The organism is Streptomyces sp. NPDC111656 (genome assembly GCF_055656965.1).
The window spans coordinates 1-18,975 of record NZ_JBVKCA010000048.1; the positions used below are offsets into that span (position 1 = coordinate 1).

Sequence of the window (18,975 nt, forward strand, 5' to 3'; positions counted from 1 at the left end):
ACGACACCGGCTTCCTGAAGAAGGGCACCCGCTCGGCAGGGGTTCAACGGCAGTACTCCGGCACCGCGGGCCGCGCCGAGAATTCCCAGATCGGCGTCTTCCTTGCTTATGCCGCTGGCCGCGGACGCACACTGATCGACCGACGGCTCTATCTGCCCACCTCATGGACGGACGACCGTGAACGGTGCCGTCGGGCCGGTATCGGCGACGAGGTCGCTTTCGAGACGAAGGTGGCCATGGCCAAGGCGATGGTCCGCCGGGCGATCAGAGACAAGATCCCCTTCACCTGGGTGACCGCGGATGCCGCCTACGGCTTCAGCAAGGGCTGGCGATACGAACTGGAACAGGCCGACGTCTTCCACGTCATGGCCACCACCCGGCACGACACCGTCGTCACCCGCTGGGCACTCGACCACCCCGTCCACGACCTGTTCCCCGCCCTGCCACGGCAGAAGTGGAGACGCCGCTCCTGCGGCGCCGGGGCTCACGGCCCACGGGTCTACGACTGGGCCCGCATCGAGGTCAGGCCCTGGCACCGGCCCGACCGCCGGCACTGGGTGATCGCCCGCCGCAGCATCAGCCGACCCGAAGCGATCTCCTACTACATCGCCCACTGCCCGGCCGACACCACCCTGGACGAGCTGATCCGCATCGCGGGCAGCCGCTGGGCTGTTGAGGAATGCTTCCAGAGTGCGAAGCAGGAGTGCGGCCTGGACGACTACCAAGTCCGCCGCTACCCCGGCTGGCACCGCCACATGACCCTCGCCATGGCCGCCCACGCCTGCCTCACCGTCCTGCGCGCCCGCCACCTGGACACGGAGAAAGCAGAAACGGATCCTCCCAGCTCATCCACCTCAGCCTCGCCGAGATCCGACGCCTGATCACCCGCCTCACCGACCGCCGCCCCACCCCGACCGACCACATCCTGCACTGGTCACACTGGCGCCGACGACGCCAGCACCAAGCCCGCATCAGCCACTACAAACGACGCGGACACAACCCCTGACAACTGCCCAGCCATCAGAACAAGCACCGCTGCAGTACTAGGCTCCACCGCCCGTGGTGGCGGGCTGGGGCTCGTAGAAGGTCCCGTCGCGGAGCATCGCGAAGAGGACGTCGGCCCGGCGCCTGGCGAGGCAGAGCAGGCCCGCGATGCCGGGTCACCTGGGGGTTACCGGGACTGGCAGTCAGCCGCGGTCACGGAGGCTGGCTTCTTCGAGGTCGAGTTCGTGCTGGAGCCGGCGTCGGGTGGCGTTGCTGATCTTGTTCGCTTCGTAGAGGCGCTGGAGCTCGGCCGCCTCGATGGCAATGAGTGTCCGGCGTATCTCGCGGTAGGCGTCGGCAGGACGGGCGTCCGGGTCGCTGTAGTGGGCGTCTTCAACCTGGTGGATGCGCGCTTCCAGATGACGACGGGCCTGTTTCAAGGCGGCCTCGGCGGCGGCACCCAGATCAGCGAGCTGATCCAGATCGCCAAGCTGTTTGAGCTCTTCGAGAGCGGCGTTTGCAATGTGTCGGCGGGTCCGGGCCTCCTCACGGGCGGTGCTCTCCGGTTCCAGAGCGATGCCGGAGCGGCGGACGACGGGGACCAGGGTGAAACCCTGGAAGATCAGAGTGAGCGCGATGGTCCCGGTGGTGAGCGTGAGAATGAGCGCCCGGTGCGGCAGCGGCGCCCCTGTGTGGGTGACCAGGGGGATGGAGAGCGCGGCTGCCAGCGGCATGACGCCTCGGGTGCCCGCCCAGGACAGGACAGCCGGGACGCGCCAGGAGAGGCGGTTGTCGCCCTCCCTGTGCCGGTGATGGATCAGAGCGGACAGCGGGAAGATCCACAGCAGGCGAATCGCCAGCAGAGTGAAGGCGATCACCGGCACCCACAGCGGCCAGCCGTGCTCGTCGCGCGCGAGATGACGGACGGCCGAGGGGAGCTCGAGGCCGATCAGGGCGAAGACGACGCTCTCCAGCAGGAAGGTCACGGTGTCGTAGACGGCGTGGACCTGGAGGCGAACGGGGGCGTTGCTGAGCTTGTGGCCGGTGCTGCCGAGGACGACCCCGGACACGATGACGGCGGTCACGCCCGAGGTGTGCGATTGCTCCGCGATGACGTAAGAGGCGTACGGCGTGACCAATGCGATGACGGTCTCCAGCATGGGGTCCTCGGTCCGTCTGCGGATCAGGGCCACCACTGCGGCGACTGCCGCGCCGATGAGGCCTCCTCCGCCTGCAAGGATCAGGAACTGCTCAACGGTCCCGGGCACACTGATGGCGCTGCCGGACACCGCGGTGGCCACGGCGACCTTGTACAGGACCAGTGAGGTGGCATCGTTGAACAGGCTTTCCGCCTGCACCATGGCCAACACGCGCGGTGGGAGAGACAGGCGCCGGCCAAGCGCGGTCACGGCCACGGGGTCGGTGCTGGCCAGGACAGAGCCGAGGATGAACGCGGTCGCGGCCGTGAGCGGGGTGATCGCGTGGGCCACGTACCCGACGGCGATGGCCGAGGCGAGGACCAGGCCGAAGACCAAGCCGGTCACAGGCCGCCACACGGTGCGCAGGTCGCGGACGGAGATTTCCCCAGCCGCGGCGTAGAGCAGCGGTGGCAGCACCAGCACGTTGATCACGTGAGGCGGCAGGCTCACCTCTGGAACCCAGGGCATCAGCCCCACGACCAGACCGGCAACTACGAGGAGCGAGGGGGCGGGCAAGCTCCAGCGTCGGGCACCGGTCGCCACGGCGGTGGCCAGAACCACGAGCAGCAGGATGACGGTCAGGCCGGTCATGGAGTGTCCCGGGTGGGTTACGGTTTGTTACCCCCCTCTGACCAGGTGCTTTATAAACGTAACCGACCTCGGGCGGTGATGCAGCTGACTTGGCGCCGCGACCATCCAGGGTTGCGGCAGTCGTTGCGGCGGCGCACCTGCCCATGGTTCAGGCCCTGCCGGCGGTGAGCGCTCCGGGCTCGCACATGCGATCGACGATCGCCTCGCGGTCGGGGTGACTGGCGAACTCGTGGAGAGGCGGTATTCCGGAAGCGTGCTATCCGGTGCCCGTCAACTTGTCAGCCGGTCAACTTTTCAGCGAACCCAGGAATTCCAGCAGCGTCGCATTGACCTGGTCGGAGTACTCCTCGGCGATGCAGTGGCCGCAGCCGGGCAGGATGTGTGCCGGTCCGATGCCCGGGTGAAGCGTGGGCAGGGCGGGGATCAGTTGGTCCATACCCGGGAACCCGTAGACCAGGTCACGGTCGCCGGTGACGTAGCGGCCGGGCATCCGCTAATGCGCGCCCTCCCACGGGGCGGTCAGCTGCCAGTTGCGGTACCAGTTGAGAGCGCTGGTGAACCCAGCTTTGGTGAACTCGGTCGCGAGCGTGTCGATGTCGGCTTCGGCGAGCCAGGAGGGAAGTTCCGCAGGGTCCTCAAAGAGGTCCAGGAATCGGTTGCCCGGTGGGACGAACGGCTCGACCGGCGGTCGCCGTCCGGATTGTCGCCGGAGAGCCCGTACATCACGCGGCGGAAGGTGCGGTGCGGGTCCTTCGCGAGCTCGGCGTCCGCGACGCCGGGTGCCTGGAAGTAATTCCAGAGAACTGACCGCCGAAGCGCTCGCGCATCGCCTGCAGCGGAGGAACCGGCCCACGCTGCGTCGGGACACCGAAGTCCACAACCCCCGGACGACGTCAGGCCGCATCAGCGCGGTGGACTGGATGTGTGCTGCCTGCGACTCTCGCCCGGGGTTTTCATCTGCACGGGCCCATGGGCGGCATCACGGTCTGTCGTGCTGCTGTGCCTGGCCTTCCTCGCCGCGGCCAGTGCTCTGGCGCCCCTGCGCCTGCTGCCGATGAGCGGTCGCGATAAAGGCATTGAGATCCTTGCGCTGCGGCACCTGCTGCTCGTTCTGCAGTGCCAGGTCGGCCGGCCTGTGTTCGCCGGCACCGACCGCGCGGTCCTTGCCGGCCTGTTCCACCACTTCCCGGCAGCGAGACTGCAAGCGCCTCCTGCTGCTGGTACGCCCCAGACACCATCCTGCGGTGGCACCGCGACCTGCTCAACCGTCGCCACGCTGCGACCTGTGTGCCGAAACGACGCGGACGCCCGCCCACCGTCCGCTCGGTCCGCGTCCTGGTCCTATGCCTTGGGCGAGAGAATTCCTCCTGGGGCTACCGCAGGATCCACGGCGAGCTTGCAGCGTTCGGCATCAAGACCGCCGACTCCACCGTCGGGGAGATCCTCCGCGAGCACTCCCGCCCGCGCCCGAACGGCAGAGCGCCACCTGGGCCGACTTCTTTCGCGGCCAGGCCGAGGCCCTGCTCGCCTGCGACCTCTTCGAAGTCCGTACTGACCGGGGCACGCTTACGTCTGCGCCGTCATCGGGCACGCCACCCGCAGACTGCGGATCCTGGGCGCCGGCGTGCACCCGACCGAGGACTGGATCGCGCAGCTCGGGCGGATTCTCCTCATGGACCTCCAGGAGGCCGGCAGCGGAGCCGGGTTCCTGATCCGCGACCGTGATTCCAAGTTCACCGCTGCCTTCGACGCCCTGATGTCCGACGCCGCACTGAAGGTCGTCACCACCGGCATCCGGATACCGCGGATGATCTCCCTCATCGAGCGCTGGATACAAACCTGCCGGCGCGAGCTCCTGGACAGAACCCTGATCTGGAACCAGAGCCACCTCCTCCACGCGCTCCGCGAGTTCGAGGACCTCTACAAGGGGCACCGCCCACACACCGAACGCTCAAACAGGCCGCTCCTTCAACCCGCTACCCGAACCGATTCATGTGCCGGCACAGGTCCGGCACCTGGATATCCACCGACGAGACCGACTCAGCGGAACCCTGCACGAGTACCAACATGCGGCCTGACCAAGTCGGATGACTATTCGGCACCTGCACAGTTCTGTAGATCTGCCAGCAGGCCCTCGATGTCAGCGCGTTCGGGTAAGGATTCTTCGATGGTGTGAGGGAGCGCGGCCTCCCAGAGTGACCGGACGGCCACGAAGTCGCCTGCGGCAGCGTGCGCGTCCCAGGACCACGCGCAGACGAGTGACCGTTGGACCGTGGCCCGCGGCCACGCGGCGGGCCAGCCAGGTAGCACCGAATTCGATTGCGTGGTCGAGTCGGTTTGCGGCGAGGTACGTCTCGACGATCGCCGTTTCTGCGAGATCCTCCGGTGCGAAGCCGGGTGTACCCAGGTCTAGCAGATCTTGAAGCGGCTCGATCCAGTTCAGTGCCTCGGCCACACGCCCGGCTGCGAACGCAGAGGAGAGCCAGGGCGGAGAGAGCGTCGTAGAGGTTGTTCTGGCTGCCGACAAGCTCGGCGGCGGTCCTGCCTTCGGACAGCAGTTCCTCCGCCGTGGCCAATTCACCCATGGCCAGATGCGTCATGCCTGCTTCGAGCTTGGCGACCGCGGCTGTCTGAGGGTTGCCGTTCCCAGCGGCGATGGCCAGGACTTCCCGGGCGTGCCACTGGGAGGCCACGTAGTCGCCCTGTATCCGGAAGATCTCGGCGAGATGGGCATGATGCACAGCACGACTCGGAGAATCCGTGTGGAATGTCAGGGCCGTGGAGGCGTGATGGAGCGCTTCAGCGACCCGGCCGGCTCTGGTGCAAACCTCCGCAGAGTCGTTCCAGGCGGCTGCCAGTCCCCGGGTGTAGCCGATCCGATCGAACTGGATCTTCGCGGAGTTGAACTCTTCCAGTGCGCTTGGCTGGCGGCGAGCGCGCCCCCGTCCGAGCGTTGGGCATAGAAGTGTGCGCGCAGCGCGTGGGCCAGGTGCCAGGCGAAGGGGGAGGGCTCGTGCTCCGAGACGTGGATGTCTGCTGTGATGAGATTCGAGTGTTCGGCGGCGAGCCAGGCCTGGGAGTCGTGCGGGCCGGAGAATGTCTGAGGCTCACCGGTCAGGGGGAACTCGTCAGGGAACAGTACCCAGCCGCTCGGCATGCTGATCCTGTTGGCGGCGTCCACACTGAGCAGGTACCAGGACAGCAGCCGGTGCAGTGCGGACGCGCGCGTCTCCTGCGGCTCGGTGCCCGCAAGTTGCTTTGCATACAGTGCCAGCAGGTCGTGGCTGCGGTAGCGCCCCGGGATTGGCTCGGACAGTAAGTGCGCTGCCAGCAACTCGTCGAGCTCCGGCACCGGCGCCGACAACTCGCGGCCGAGCAGGACGGCTGCCGCCTCGCGGCTCGCTTCCGGGCCCGGGATCACTCCGAGGAGGCGGAACAGGCGTTGCCAGCCAGCAGGAGAGGTGTCCCTCGCCCTTGCCGATCCGATCCTCGTCCAGCCGCTGCCAGGCGAGCAGCAGATGGACGCCGAGCCCGACCCACTGCGTTGGCGTCGCGAGCAAGGCGAGGCGCAGGTCGTCCGGCCAGTGCAGGACCGCGAGCTGTCCGGTGATCGCGCGGGCCAGGTCCAGCCCGCCGGGTTCGTCTCCGGCGAACTCCACGGCGGTGGACCGGCGCAGGGGCATGTGTCTGACGTTCTGGTATGCGTTGAGGAAGCGGCGCAGGGAGATCGCGCAAAGCGGTTCGAGGTCCTAGACCGCCTTGGTCTGCGGCGGCACGAACCCCAGGGCGGCGCGCCGGGCACCGAGCCCGATTCGGACGGCGGCGAAGTCGTCGTGGCTGGGCCTGTGCTCCCAGGTCCGCGGACCGGCCGCCAGGTGCCACAGGTCTTGCGTGGGGGTGAACGAAGTGTGCGGCCGCCCGCGGGGCCGCCGCGGTCTGCTGCGGGCTCACTCGATACCGGCAAACAGGGCTCGGGCGGGCCCCGCTCAGTGTCCGTTCATGCCGACGCCGCCGGGCCGCCGGCTCCCTGGCTTCAGTCCGGGCCGGGGCCGAGCATACGGCGGGAGAGTTCGGCGAACTGGTTCAGCTCGGGCATGGTCCGGTGCTGGGTGTAGGCCAGGGCGACCATGCGAGGGGCGACGCCTTCCAGCGTCAGGTAGGCGACGTCGTCACGGCGGTAGAAGTCGGCCATGCCGGCCGGCATGACGTAACATCCGGCTCCGGAGGCAACGCCCTCCAGGCATTCCTCGATGGTCACCGGGAACCGTCCAGTGTCCGGTTGCGGCAGGACCGGACGGCTCGGCACGCGCCCGCGCCATTCCGGGACGTCCCGCGGGTCCTGCAGCAAGGTCATGTCACGCAGGTCCTCGACATGCACCGCCTTCAGCTCCGCGAACTGATGCTCACTGGACAGCGCCACCACACGGGGCTCCGGGAAGAGCGGGACCACCTCGAACATGCCTTCCGGCAGGGGCAGACGGACGTAGCAGACGTCGACCCGACCGTCGATCAGGAAGTCGACCTGGTCGGTGATCGTGGTGTGTACGACATCGATATCGAGTTGCGGCGCCATCCGGGCAAACTCCCGCACGATGGGGGTGACGACGATGCCTGGCATGAAGCCGATGGCGAAGCGGCTCACCTCCCGGTTCGCCATCCGCACCCGCTGTTGCACCGCCTGCGACATCGCCAGCATCGGCCGGGCGTCCTCCAGCAACTGGTGGCCCGCCCGCGTGAGAATGGTCCCTTGTCGGTCCCGTTGGAAGAGGACCAGGCCCAGATCCTCCTCCAGCGCCCGGATCTGACGGCTGAGCGCCGGCTGGGTCATGTAAAGGCGACTAGCCGCTCGCACGAAGCTGCACTCCTCGGCCACGGCCACGAAGTAGCGCACCCGGCGCATGTCGAGGTCCATGAAGCTCATCGTAGCCGCGGCCACGACGGCATATGCCGAAAGGCTTCAGAATCGAACAGGCAGGCATTGGCGTGGTCGCCCCCTGAACGATCCACCATGGTCAGACCGGTATCCGTCGGAACGGCCCCAGCAGCCAAAGGAATTGCGCGCTGAACGCGCAAGGGCAGCAGGGTGCGCGCCAGGAAACGGGAGACGTCCATTTTGGGATATCTGTCGTACATTCATCGTCAAGGAGCTCACTGCCGCCCGGTCGGAGGGCAATCCATCTGAACAACGCTGCACAGTACGGCCGTACGGCAGCGAACCGGTCCGCTCGACGACACTGCGCCGTGCGTCGCCGGCTTTTGCATGGCATGTCCGTACCGTATGTGCGCGCGACGTGGCGCGCGCCCTGGTACACGTCGATCCCGAGGCTGCCGCCGAAGTCTGCGTCAACTGGTCGCCGTCGCATCGCGGTCCATTCGGCGTGGACACGTCCGGACCAAGGACTTCCTGCCCAGCTGCTCATGGCGAACCCTGCCGAACGCGCCGACGCGGTGACCCGCCGGGTCTTCGGCCCGCTGACGGGCGACGACAACGCCGAAATGACGACGACTGGCCCCGTAAAAATGGGTCCAGCTCAGTGGCCTTCCTGCAGGGCCGGATGCCCGACGGTCATGGTGACCTCCAGGCAGCTGTTCCGGGGTGGTCAGGCTGTGCTCGCGGTCGTGTTGAGGACGACGGTGGGTCCACGTACGGGCAGACGGAAGCACCTTCGGTGCGCGCCGAGGGATTTACCATGCCCCGGCGTGCACCGAAGGCGCGCCGCGCTGCTGACCTGCACTTTGTCTCGCGACGGGGACGGGGAGCATTCATTGATGCGTTAGACCGTCCCGGTGTCGGCGGGACCTTTCAGAGGATCAGGTAGAGGGCGAGCAGAGTGGCGCCCGTGACCCCGACATAGACCTCGAAGGCGCCGCGGAGGGCCGGCGGAGCGTTGCGCAACTCCATGAAGTGCAGGCCGACCAGGCGTACCTTGATCAGCGCGATCGCCACGACCGCGCAGCCGATCGCGGTCGACGTGCTGCCTTCGATGCCCAGCAGCCAGCTCGACAGCGTGGCCAGGACGAGTGCCGGAAAGACCCACATGTGTCACGCCACCAGGTAGAAGAGCGGGAAGAGGACGAGCCAGAGCAGATCCACCATGTGCCAGTACGCCGCCGCCCCCTCGGCGACCAGCAGGTGGCCCCGGTTCAGGGCCCGCCGACGGGACAGGACGACGAGGACCGTCAGCGCTCCTATCCCGATCGTCAGGTGGGCCAGGTGGATGCCGGTGAACACGAAGTAGTACATGAAGAATTCGTTGCTGGTCGGTGTATGTCCGCCGTGAATCACCAGCGCGTATTCGAAGCCCTTGACGGCGGCGAATCCGAGCGCGCACAGAAGCGCCCACGGCAGTGTCCGTGCGGGTCTGCCGGATCGCAGCTGCCGCAGCCCGCGAGCCACCAGCGCCGAGGCGGTCAGCAGGAGCAGTGTGTTCAGCAGTCCCAGGTCTGGATGGAGGGCCTGCTGAGAAGCCCGGAACATTCTCGGGTGCCGGCCGTGCAGTACCGCGATGAACCCGAAGAACACCGAGAACATGATCATGTCGCCGAAGAGGAAGACCCAGAGACCGGGCTCGCCGGGGACATGGCGCTGTTGCTGGGGCGCCGGCTGCTCGGTCCGGGCCGCGGTGACGGTCATGCCACGGATTCCAGGACGGCCGGGGCTCGGTCGTCGTCCACCCGGCTCGCGGCCCGCACCGTCAGGTACGTCATGACGAGGAACCAGGCGCCGAAGGCGCCGGCCGCGACCCAGAACGAGAGGATGCCGTTCCAGGCGAAGGGACCGTTCTTGAAGAACGTCAGCAGGATGCTCGGCAGGAAGAGGAAGGCCATCCAGAAGCTCAGGTACGCGGACCAGCGGGGCAGGAGCGGCGTGGGGCGCTTGTCGGCCAGGATCGCCACTCCGACCACGGTGGCCTGCCCGATGGCCGGAAAGGCGTTCATGACCAAGGTGATCCAGGCCAGGTCGTTGAGCGCCATCGTGATGTCCGGCGAGCGGTCCGGCCGGTAGGCCGTCGCGGTGAAGATCAGGACCGGTACGAAGATCGCGGCCACGTTCGCGGCGCCGCAGACGAGTTGGATGGCAGCCAGCGGCTCCAGCCGTGAGTCGATACGCCGGATCAGGCTCGACAGCGCTGCGACGAAAGGTGCGGTCACCACTGCGCCGACGAGCATGACCACGAGGCCGGCACGGATCGAGTTGGCGTGGTCCGTATAGAAGGCCGCGACCCGCTCCGCCGACCAGCTCGGCGCCATCGGCGGTATCCAGTGGGCGATCAACAGGGCGGCGAAGAACAGTGCGATGAACAGGTAACCGAAGCTCGCGCAGACGGTCAGGATTCGGCGGGACATGGTGGAATCTCCTGGTTCAGGAAGGGACGGGTACGGAGCGGGCTTCGCTGCTCGGACCTGAGGACGTGGTGGGGCAGCCGGCCCGGCGATCGACCTGGGGAGGGCCGCCGGGCCGGGGTGTTGGAGTGCGCCGAACATGGGAAACGCGAGGTGAGTTCCCGTTCCGTGTGGCGAGCTTCGGGCTTGGCGTCTGGCCGAAGTCTTGGTGGTGTCAGGCCGGTGCGCTCACATACGGGAACTCGGCGCGCAGCGTCCCGGTGGCGTGGCCGGCGTCCAGGCCCATGGTGACGGGAGCGTTGAGCACGATCTCGAACGTCGCTTCAGGAGCGGACTCGGTGAGTCCTCTGCCGTTGCGGGCCTTCGCACCGAAGCCGGCTTCGGTGCCCACCTGGTAGCGCAGGACGTCCGGGAAGGTGGTGTCCCGCGTCGCGGCGCCGTAGCCCTGCGGGTCGGAGTGCGTGTCGTTGGCGGACACGAGACCCGCGACCTTCCGGCGTACGAGGTCTCCGTAGTTGTCGAGGTCATCAGATGGATCGGTGGCGTTGTAGTCGTCGAAGCCGGCCTCGGTGACATCGAACAACGTGCTGACGAGCGGTGTCGCGCACCGGTTGATCTGCAGCCAGCCACCGTGGTGGTCGTCCAGCGCGGTGGTGGCCCAGAGGCCGATCGTCTCCGATCCGAGGAGCTCGTCCGGTACTTCGAGGACGATCGCGGTGACGTTGGTGCCGGCGAACAGGTTCGAGGCTTGCTGCGGGTCGAACGCGGAGAGGTCCACCGCTTCGCCGTTTCGGAGCGCGGTCAGGACCGCCGTGACGACGGTGCCGTCGAGGTAGAACGGGTCTCCCGCCCGGCCGACGAAGGCCCTGACGCCGTCCGGCGCGGTGACGATCTCCTCCGTACTGCCGACTGCCACGAGAGCTCCTGAGGCGTTACGGTCGAGGGCTTCGTCACCGGTGAGCCTCTCGAGCACCCAAGCCTGCCGGCCGTCCGGTTCGGCGGTGAGGAACCTGAACCGAAACGTCAGGTCCTGCACCGCGTCGTCGTCGGTGTCGATGCGGAACTCGTAGAGCGCCTCGGGGTGGAAGCCCTTGTCGGCCGACACCGGGTTGGTGTTCATGACGAAGACCGTGCCGTTCCGTCCCTTGAACAGGTAGACATCGCTGATGTCCAGGCGAGGGTCCTGTTTTGCGGCGGCTGAATCCTGGTGGTGGGACATCGATCGGCCTTCCGTGAGGGATGAGCAGGACAAGGCATGGCGATGCGTTGCCGACTGGCAGTTGTTGTGTGGACAGCAATCGAGACGTTCGGTCCTACGGACCCGAGTGACCTGCCGCGGCACGGGCCACCTCGATCGGTCGAGCGCGGCTCGTAGCGCGGTGCCCGTTCAGGGGCCCGCGCCGAGCTGGGTGCGGCTTGATGCAGTCACAGTTGACGCGCGTTGCGCACGAGCACTCCGGCCCTACGATTGCCGCGCTCAGGTGCTCAAGGTCGTCGGCAAGCAGTGCGTTACCGCTGCCGCGCCGGGCACCCCGAGGTCGAAGTGGGTCACGTCGAACATCCTGGCCCGGGCCGATCATGCGCCGCCAATGCCTATCCGGTGGTTCCGCATGCCGGTCCGGCATCAGCCCTCTTGCGGGCACGTGGTGCGACTGTCGAGGCTCGCGATCTCGGGAGGGATCACACGGGACCGTGCAGCCATGCCCCGATCACCTTTGTGGAGCGGCAATCGGATGGCGTTTTACGGACAGGATGTCAGGGTGTGGCGCCTCGGTTGCGCCAGCTGACTGAATAGGCTGCTTGGCGAGCACGCATCAACTCTCCTAGAGGCCGATGCTCCGTTGCCGCGATCCATGGGTTGAAGCTGCTCTTCTCGACGGTCTCGGCCAATGCCTCGTCCGGTGCTTGCCGAGGCAGGCGCAGTCGCCCCACGGTGAGCCACGGCGCGTCCCAGCGGACCGACGAATCTTCGATCGGCGTACGACTCTCGTCCTCGAAGAACTGGGCTTGGAAAAGGAACTCCAGGTCGTCGTCCGCGAGTCGTGTATAGATGTCGGCGACCAGATCCTTGCGGGCCGCCTTATTGATCTTCGTTGAGGCGGCGGACAGCTTCAACCGGGCCGCGTAGTCGCCGAACGTGATGGGCATGATGCTGAAGAAGTCATGCGTGGCGAATCCGCTGAACGGTTTCACCATGTCCCGGAAGTTCGCGACAGCACTGCCTGTGAGCCGCGGCTTGGTCGCGGCCTTGCGAAGCGCGGCGCCGGGCGTACTCGTGGAGAGATCGACGATTCCGACGATGTCCGCGCTGCCGCTGACCTTCAGGGTCTCCTGACTGACCAGGGTGAAGTTCTGCTCGACATCGACGGACGACGGCGTCGAGGCCCCCAGCACCTTGATCGCGAACCCGCGGATATCAGGAGCCCGGTCGACGGCGAAGTTTCCGTTGGACAGCCGTACATGTGCCTCAAAGACCGCGGGAGCGGCAAAAATTCCTTGCCTCGCGTATTCAGGAAGATCTTCTTCCACCGCGAGGACGGCCTTCAGGGCGGCCACTTGATTGCGGTGCAGCGCCCTCCCATGACCTTGTCTTTTCAGGCGCTTACGTTGCAGTTCGCTGAAAACGTGCGACTGTTCCGCATGCTGGGTGCTCTCGTCGGGCAGAAAAACTTCGTGCCATTGAGTGCTCGGCATAAAGTAGAACCTTCTCGATGTTCGGGCCCTCTGTCAGACAGAAGACGGTCTACAGCCTGGCGTCGGTGTCGGCGCCCATGGACTTCAGCCCTGCCGTGCGGGCGTTCGGGGTTGTTGTGTGTTCGCACGGATGACACCCGTACGAGGAAAACCGCGGGGCAGCCTGCACGTGAGTGCATAGATCACTGCTCCGACGAGCGTTTCATCCACCATGCGCCACAAGAACTTCACCATTACCATGCCTTCGTATTCAGGGGCCGCTGCGCGGCCTTTCTCCGGACATCCAGCCGGTGCTCAGGGCCGTTTCCCATCACGTCGGATGGTGTCGGCAGCCCGTTCGGCGACGGCCAGGACAGTCGCGTTGACTCCGGTATTGGGGATGGACGGCATCACCGAGGCGTCCGCGACACGCAGACCGTCGACGCCGTGCACGTTCAGGTCCGGGTCGACGACAGCGAGGTCGTCCATCCCGATCCGACAGGTGCCGACGGGGTTGGAGAAAGTCGCCGCGTTCCTGCGGATGTAGGTGACGAGGTCGTCTCCCTTTCCCGGCGCGGTCTCCCGAGCACCCAACTGACGCCAGGCGGGCATGCGGCCGATCTCTCGCGCGATGCCGAGGGCCGCGAGCATGGCGGACACGTCACCGCTGTCGGCGAGGTAGTTCGGGTCGATCAACGGCAGCCGGTCCGGGTTCGAGCTCCTGAGCCGAACCGTTCCCCGGCTTGCGGGCGCCGTGTGAGCGAAGGAGACCGTGTGCCCGAACTCGGGCGTCCCGACGTCCGCGATGTCCGCCGGAGCGTTGAGCAGCATCACCTGGACGTCCGGAACGGCTGTCGCGCCACTGTGCACCAGGGCACTGACCGTACTGAAACCATGGCTGGTCGTCAGTTGCCGCCCTGCCTCGTAGACCACGGGGCACTGCAGGTGATCGTGCAGATTGGCGCCGACACCGGGGAGATCGGCCAGCACCGGAATTCCCACGTCACGCGGATGAGCGGCGGGACCGATACCGGAGAGCAGCAGCAGACGGGCGGAGCCCACCGTCCCGGCCGCCACTATCACCTCGGCGCGCGCCTCGGCACGTTCCACTGTGCCGAAGGACGTGTATTCCACGCCGGTGCAGCGTCCGCGCTCGATCAGGAGGCGGCTGACGCCCGCCTCGGTGGCCAGGTGCAGGTTGGGCCGGTCGAGCACCGGGACCAGATAGGCGTCCGCGGCGCTCTGCCTACGACCACCCGTCCCCGCCAGGTCACACCAGAAGGCGCCGTGCTGCCGTTCACCGTTGATGTCGTTGGTGAGATCGTGACCGGCCTCGGTGAGCGCGCCGAGGAAGGTCAGCGACGCGTCGTCGAGCCGGGTCGTCGGCGCCGCCCACACCGGCCCGATGACGCCGCGCAGGGCGGGGTTGCGGCCTATCGCCGTCTCCGTCCGACGAAAGTACGGCAGCAGCTCGGGGTGGCTCCAGCCCTTCGCACCGCTGTCCGCCCATCCGTCGTACACGGCGCGGTGCCCGCGGACGTGCATCATTGCGTTGATCGAACTCGATCCTCCGAGGACCCGTCCGCTGGGCCAGTGGTGACTGCGCGACAGCGTCCCCGGCTGCGACGTCGTCCAACGTGACCAGATGATCTCCTTGGCCGGGACGAGCGGGAACCCGACCGGAAGGTGCATGGCCGGCGGCCCGATCGCCGAGCCTGTCTCCACGAGAAGCACCTCCGCCGCCGGGTCCTTCGACAGGCGCGCCGCGACGACACAGCCGGCCGTCCCGCCACCGACGACCACATAGTCATAGGCAGTCATCCCTCCCCCGCCTGCCGGTGCCTGGCAGCGGAACCCGGCAGCGTAGGGCCCGGGACGGTGACTGTCCGCGAGAACGCGGCGGTACCTGTGGGTTCGGCCTCCGTCCACCGGCTGGTCGGTCCGAGGGAGCTCTAGCTCTGTCACGTTGTAGTGAAAGAGAGAGGTGCATGGACACCTGCTCCGGCATCATGCACGAGCGAGCCGCGACGACACATTGTCAAAGCCTTTTCCGTCCAGCCGAGTTCCGTCTTCCACTGAGCATTGCGGCCCACGACTCGTCACGCCAATGCCGATCACCCGAACCGTCATGCCGATCAGGCATGACGGCAGTACAGTGCAGTTCCGCTCGCCCTCGCGCCGCCGCCGTGGGGCCGATGATGGCCGGTACATCCGTGTGTGCGAGCCGCGCGCAGCCCAGCCCGCTGACAGGCTTTTCAAGCGCCCTCTGTCGCGCAGGCGACGGCCTTGACGCCCCTCGATTCGCGAACCCATGGCGACCGCCGGGATGCTCCAGGTCGTGGATCCTGATGGGAGCACTTTCATGAGGAGGACGCCGTGCCGCGCTCGGGTTCCCTTTCGCCGAAGCCGTAGCCTGCCTCCTCGTCACGCGCACGGCACCGACTCTGGGCCGACCTCGCCACGCTCTGCGCAGGAGGCGCCGACGACCTGCCTAAGAGAGCATCGCGACGACTCGCTCCTCCGGTACCCCATCGCCACGTCCGAGTTGGAGGTGGCGCAATCCCGACGAAGACGCGGTTCTTCTGCAGCAGGTGTGCTCGACTACTGGCCATCGGTGCTTCTATGCCGAGCCGAGCGCCGCAGTCACGATCTTGGCGAACTGGTCGATGAACGGCATCTTCCGATTCTTGGTGTCCGCCAGCGCCACCATGCGCGGGCAACCCCGGTGAGCTGGACGCAGCGGATGTCGGGGCGACGGTAGAAATCGGCGAGACCGGCCGGGACGACGACGAACCCGGTGCCGGACGCGACGGCTTCCAGGCTCTCCTCGATCGAGGTGGGCCGTTCGGCTTCCGGACGGTTGCGCGCCGCCGCCGCGTCGAAGTCGGTGCCGCGCCACTCCGGTACGTCAGCGGAGTCCTGCAGCAAGCGGTACGGCGCCAACTCCGCGATGCCGACGATCTGCGCCTGCGCCAGCGGATGTTCGCCGGAGAGAGCCGCAACGCGCGGCTCGGGGAACAGAGGAACGATCTCGAAGGTGTCGACCGGCAGCGGCAGCCGGACGAAGCAGACATCGACACGTCCGTCGAGCAGATAGTCGACCTGGTCGGTGGGCGTCGTGTGCAGCACCTGCACATTGACCTCCGGCGCGAGCGCCCGGAACTGCCTGACGATCGGCGTGACTATGACCCCTGGCATGAAGCCGATGGTGAAGTGGTGCCCCTCACGGCTGGCGAGGCGGACTCGCCGCTGCAAGGCCAGCGATGCCGCGAGCAGCGGCCGTGCGTCCTCCAGTAACTGGCCTCCGGCCGGCGTAAGGGCCGTGCCCAGCGGGCCGCGGTGGAGCAGCGACACTCCAAGATCGTCCTCAAGGGCACGGATCTGTCGGCTCAGTGCAGACTGCGTCATGTTCAGTCGCTCGGCGGCACGCACAAAGCTGAGCTCTTCGGCAACCGTCACAAAATAGCGGAGACGCCGGAGGTCGATATCCATGGCGCCATGTTAACCACGCCGCTTTTTCTGTCGAACTGCGAGCCGGGAAAGCCCTCTTGGGCTTTAGTGATGCCCAACCGGCATGACTTCTTCGCAAATCGGCATTGGCGCCACCCGGCATCCATGATCATGATTGACTGGCATAAAGCGACTCCGATCGACGCAGGTTGCTCTGGCCATGCCTCACGACGATGTGGCCACATATGGAGTTGCCATCAAAGTGTGCTGCTGAATGAGGAGCCGAAGCAGACTCACCCCGATGATCGAACCGGGCCGGCTCGGGAGAGCGCCTCTCTACGGTCGCTGCCTTCCATCGGGATTGTCCGCCTCGACGGGCGAGACAGTGAGCACGGCACAGCGACTCGTTCCAGTCCACCGCCAGCAGGTCAGACCCGAGTCGAAGCCCAGCTACTTGGACAGGTCTCCCGCTGGATGCCGGTGTGCAGCACGTACGAGATCCCGCACGCTACCTCCCGGTCCGGCAGCGGCTTGCGGCCCGGGTACCGACAACGCCGCTCACTCTGCAGCAGCAACGGCTCCAAGCGGCCCCACAGGTCATCCGACACGATCAACAGTGATGCCCCCACAGCGACGCGAGCGCTCAACTCCTGCCCTGAAAAAGGCAGCCAGCAGCGATACACCCCGTCGTGTTAGCCGTTGCAAGTGTCAGAAAATCAGCGCTGGATAAATCGGCACCACATGTCTCGCTGAACGCTAGCACAGGTGCTGCACCCGTGAAGACGAATGGAGCGTCCGCTAACTCATAACACATCGGCATGAATAGAAGCATGATCGGCATTGGCGAACCGCAGATGCAGCCGTCATAGTCGATTTCGCGAAGCACTGCGGACCGCAGCAGATAGGGATTTCGTACCCATGCGGACCACGCCGCTTCCCCACATCGCTTCGACTGAAATAACTCCGAGAGGAATAACGCCATATGAATTCCACCGCTCGAATCAAAGCGCTGGCGGCTGCCGGGCTGGTGAGTGCCGCGGTCGTGGCTTCGCTGACCGTGACGAACGCGAGCGCCGTCACGAGCAAGACGAGCGATCACGCCGTCGCCTCGCAGACGGGGCACCGCGCGAAGCCGACGGTGGTCCTGGTCCATGGGGCGTTCGCCGACTCCTCCAGCTGGAACAGCGAGATCGGCTACCTGCGACGGCACGGCTACTCGGTCTACGCGATCGACACCCCGCTGCGCGGCCTGGCCTTCGACAGCGCCTACGTCAAGGCGCAACTGAAGACCGTCAAGGGCCCCGTGGTGCTGGTCGGCCACTCCTACGCGGGAGAGGTCGTCAGCCAGGTCGCCGCAAAGACGTCGAAGGTCAAGGCCCTCGTGTACGTGGCGGCTCTCATCCCGAAGGTGGGAGAAACCGCCGGCTCCCTGATCGGACAGTTCCCCGGGTCGCAGCTCATTTCGGAGAACTTCCGCACCGTTCCCCTGCCCGGCGGTGACACCGACGTGTACCTCAAGGCCGACAAGTACGGGACCGTGTACGGCAACGGGCTGTCGAAGTCGGCCATCGGTGTCGCCTCGGTGACTCAGGAGCCGGTCGCCCTTTCGGCCTTCACCGACAAGGCCACGGTGAATCCGCCGGCGAAGACTCCGAAGTGGGCGGTCATCGCGACCGAGGACCACGCTGTGCCGACGGCCGCCCAGAAGTTCGAGGCCAACCGAGTGGGCGCCCACACCATCTACACCCGCTCGGGCCATGACGTTCCCTCGATCAGCCCCGGAGCGGTCGACCGAGCCATCGCCGCCGCCGCCAACTCCGTGCACTGATTGATCCTGCGGCGGGGCGCCCGCTTCGGGGCGCCCCGCCCCCGACATCGCATATTCGCTCCCGCCGGGCGATGAAGGACTGGCGTCCGGCACCTCGGCCGACGCGAACGTAGGGGTGACACGGTCCAAGCCCTCGCCGGTCTGCTCTCACACCAGCAGACCGCCGTCCTGCGCGGTGAGGAACTGCCGCAGCGGTCCATGAGGGGACCAAACTTTCGATCAGTACTCCGCAGGATGTCGAGAAAGTCCGAGGGACTGGGGATGCTGCGGCGAAGGGAAAAGCGAGGGTGCCGACGACGACCGGACCTTGGCCGATTCGTCCCTCGACGTACCGTTCGGTGATCGTGAGAAGTATGCGGGCGAGCTGCTGAAGCGCCGGGCTGGGATCGATGTTCTGTTGCGCCTCAGCAGTCCGGAGAGCGCCAACCACCCTGACCGCGTGCAGTCCGTGACCATGCTGCTGAGGAAGCTCGGGCGCAGGGCGAACATGTTGTCCCGCCGAGCCCGCGAGGCATCGGGTCAGATCTCAGGCGAGGGATTCGGACCAACAGTGAAAACTGTTGACCAACGCTGGCGGCGGCGCTGTCACGTTGGCTGACGGGGTGGGATGGTCTTCTGGTTGATCACGCTGTGAGGAGTCGTCCGTGGGGAGCGCGTTGCCGTCGTACAGGGGGCACCGGTACCCGGTCGGGGTGATCTCGTGCTGTGTGTGGCTGTACTTCCGGTTCCCGCTCAGCTTCCGCGAGGTCGAGGAGCTGATGCTCGAGCGCGGCGTGTTCGTCTCCTACGAGACAGCGCGCCGTTGGTGTGCCAAGTTCGGCCAGGCCTACGCGAACGGACTGCGCCGCCGCCGTCCCCGGCCTGGCGACAAGTGGCACCTGGACGAGGTGTTCGTCAGGATCAGCG

The 18,975-nt window shown here is 66.7% G+C and carries 15 protein-coding genes and 2 pseudogenes; 4 read left to right on the top strand and 13 right to left on the bottom strand.

Translation table 11 applies throughout. The annotated features are described in order from the left end of the window. Positions 1-881, top strand: an 881-nt coding sequence (locus ACZ7M3_RS51685; RefSeq protein WP_472073637.1) for an IS701 family transposase, incomplete at its 5' end; no start/stop codon positions are given. Positions 882-1,187: 306 nt separating this feature from the next. On the opposite strand, the gene ACZ7M3_RS51690 is transcribed toward ACZ7M3_RS51685, so the two are convergent. The 3 genes from ACZ7M3_RS51690 to ACZ7M3_RS51700 form a co-directional block, all read right to left on the bottom strand. After that, positions 1,188-2,774 carry a Na+/H+ antiporter gene (locus ACZ7M3_RS51690; RefSeq protein WP_095849804.1) on the bottom strand — a complete coding sequence of 529 codons (1,587 nt, stop codon included), beginning with the start codon at positions 2,772-2,774 and terminating at the stop codon, positions 1,188-1,190. A 286-nt stretch (positions 2,775-3,060) separates the two neighbouring features. Then, positions 3,061-3,264 carry an alpha/beta fold hydrolase gene (locus ACZ7M3_RS51695; protein WP_472073639.1) on the bottom strand — a complete coding sequence of 68 codons (204 nt, stop codon included), beginning with the start codon at positions 3,262-3,264 and terminating at the stop codon, positions 3,061-3,063. A 489-nt stretch (positions 3,265-3,753) separates the two neighbouring features. Further along, positions 3,754-3,954, bottom strand: a complete 201-nt coding sequence (locus ACZ7M3_RS51700; protein WP_472073641.1) for a hypothetical protein — start codon at positions 3,952-3,954, stop codon at positions 3,754-3,756. A gap of 444 nt (positions 3,955-4,398) precedes the next feature. On the opposite strand from ACZ7M3_RS51700, the gene ACZ7M3_RS51705 reads away from it, so the two are divergent. Next, positions 4,399-4,950, top strand: a complete 552-nt coding sequence (locus tag ACZ7M3_RS51705; protein WP_472073643.1) for an integrase core domain-containing protein — start codon at positions 4,399-4,401, stop codon at positions 4,948-4,950. A gap of 594 nt (positions 4,951-5,544) precedes the next feature. Here the strand turns inward: ACZ7M3_RS51705 and ACZ7M3_RS51710 are convergent. The 10 genes and pseudogenes from ACZ7M3_RS51710 to ACZ7M3_RS51755 form a co-directional block, all read right to left on the bottom strand. Continuing rightward, positions 5,545-6,195, bottom strand: a complete 651-nt coding sequence (locus ACZ7M3_RS51710) for a hypothetical protein (RefSeq protein ID WP_472073645.1) — start codon at positions 6,193-6,195, stop codon at positions 5,545-5,547. 612 nt (positions 6,196-6,807) lie between these two features. Next, complete coding sequence (locus tag ACZ7M3_RS51715) at positions 6,808-7,686, bottom strand: LysR family transcriptional regulator (RefSeq protein WP_472073647.1); 879 nt, start codon at positions 7,684-7,686, stop codon at positions 6,808-6,810. An 891-nt stretch (positions 7,687-8,577) separates the two neighbouring features. Next, positions 8,578-8,814, bottom strand: a complete 237-nt coding sequence (locus ACZ7M3_RS51720; protein WP_472073649.1) for a cytochrome C oxidase subunit IV family protein — start codon at positions 8,812-8,814, stop codon at positions 8,578-8,580. Positions 8,815-8,817: 3 nt separating this feature from the next. Next, entirely contained in the window at positions 8,818-9,408 is a 591-nt protein-coding gene (locus ACZ7M3_RS51725) for a cytochrome c oxidase subunit 3 (RefSeq protein WP_472073651.1), read from the bottom strand. After that, positions 9,405-10,121: a hypothetical protein gene (locus tag ACZ7M3_RS51730; protein WP_472073653.1), complete on the bottom strand. Its 717-nt coding sequence runs from the start codon at positions 10,119-10,121 to the stop codon at positions 9,405-9,407. The genes ACZ7M3_RS51725 and ACZ7M3_RS51730 overlap by 4 nt, the downstream gene beginning before the upstream one ends. A 211-nt stretch (positions 10,122-10,332) precedes the next feature. Next, positions 10,333-11,337: a DUF4331 family protein gene (locus ACZ7M3_RS51735; RefSeq protein WP_472073655.1), complete on the bottom strand. Its 1,005-nt coding sequence runs from the start codon at positions 11,335-11,337 to the stop codon at positions 10,333-10,335. A 536-nt stretch (positions 11,338-11,873) separates the two neighbouring features. Beyond that, positions 11,874-12,812, bottom strand: a complete 939-nt coding sequence (locus ACZ7M3_RS51740) for a catalase family protein (protein ID WP_472073657.1) — start codon at positions 12,810-12,812, stop codon at positions 11,874-11,876. Between the two features lie 294 nt (positions 12,813-13,106). Continuing rightward, positions 13,107-14,612, bottom strand: a complete 1,506-nt coding sequence (locus ACZ7M3_RS51745) for a GMC family oxidoreductase (RefSeq protein WP_472073659.1) — start codon at positions 14,610-14,612, stop codon at positions 13,107-13,109. Positions 14,613-15,434: 822 nt separating this feature from the next. After that, positions 15,435-16,283, bottom strand: a complete 849-nt coding sequence (locus ACZ7M3_RS51750; protein ID WP_472073661.1) for a LysR family transcriptional regulator — start codon at positions 16,281-16,283, stop codon at positions 15,435-15,437. Between the two features lie 375 nt (positions 16,284-16,658). Next, positions 16,659-16,909: pseudogene (locus tag ACZ7M3_RS51755) on the bottom strand (transposase); the annotation flags it as partial. Between the two features lie 314 nt (positions 16,910-17,223). Here ACZ7M3_RS51755 and ACZ7M3_RS51760 point away from each other — a divergent pair. Beyond that, positions 17,224-18,069: an alpha/beta hydrolase gene (locus ACZ7M3_RS51760; RefSeq protein WP_472073663.1), complete on the top strand. Its 846-nt coding sequence runs from the start codon at positions 17,224-17,226 to the stop codon at positions 18,067-18,069. Between the two features lie 644 nt (positions 18,070-18,713). Beyond that, positions 18,714-18,975 (top strand): annotated as a pseudogene (locus ACZ7M3_RS51765) (IS6 family transposase); the annotation flags it as partial.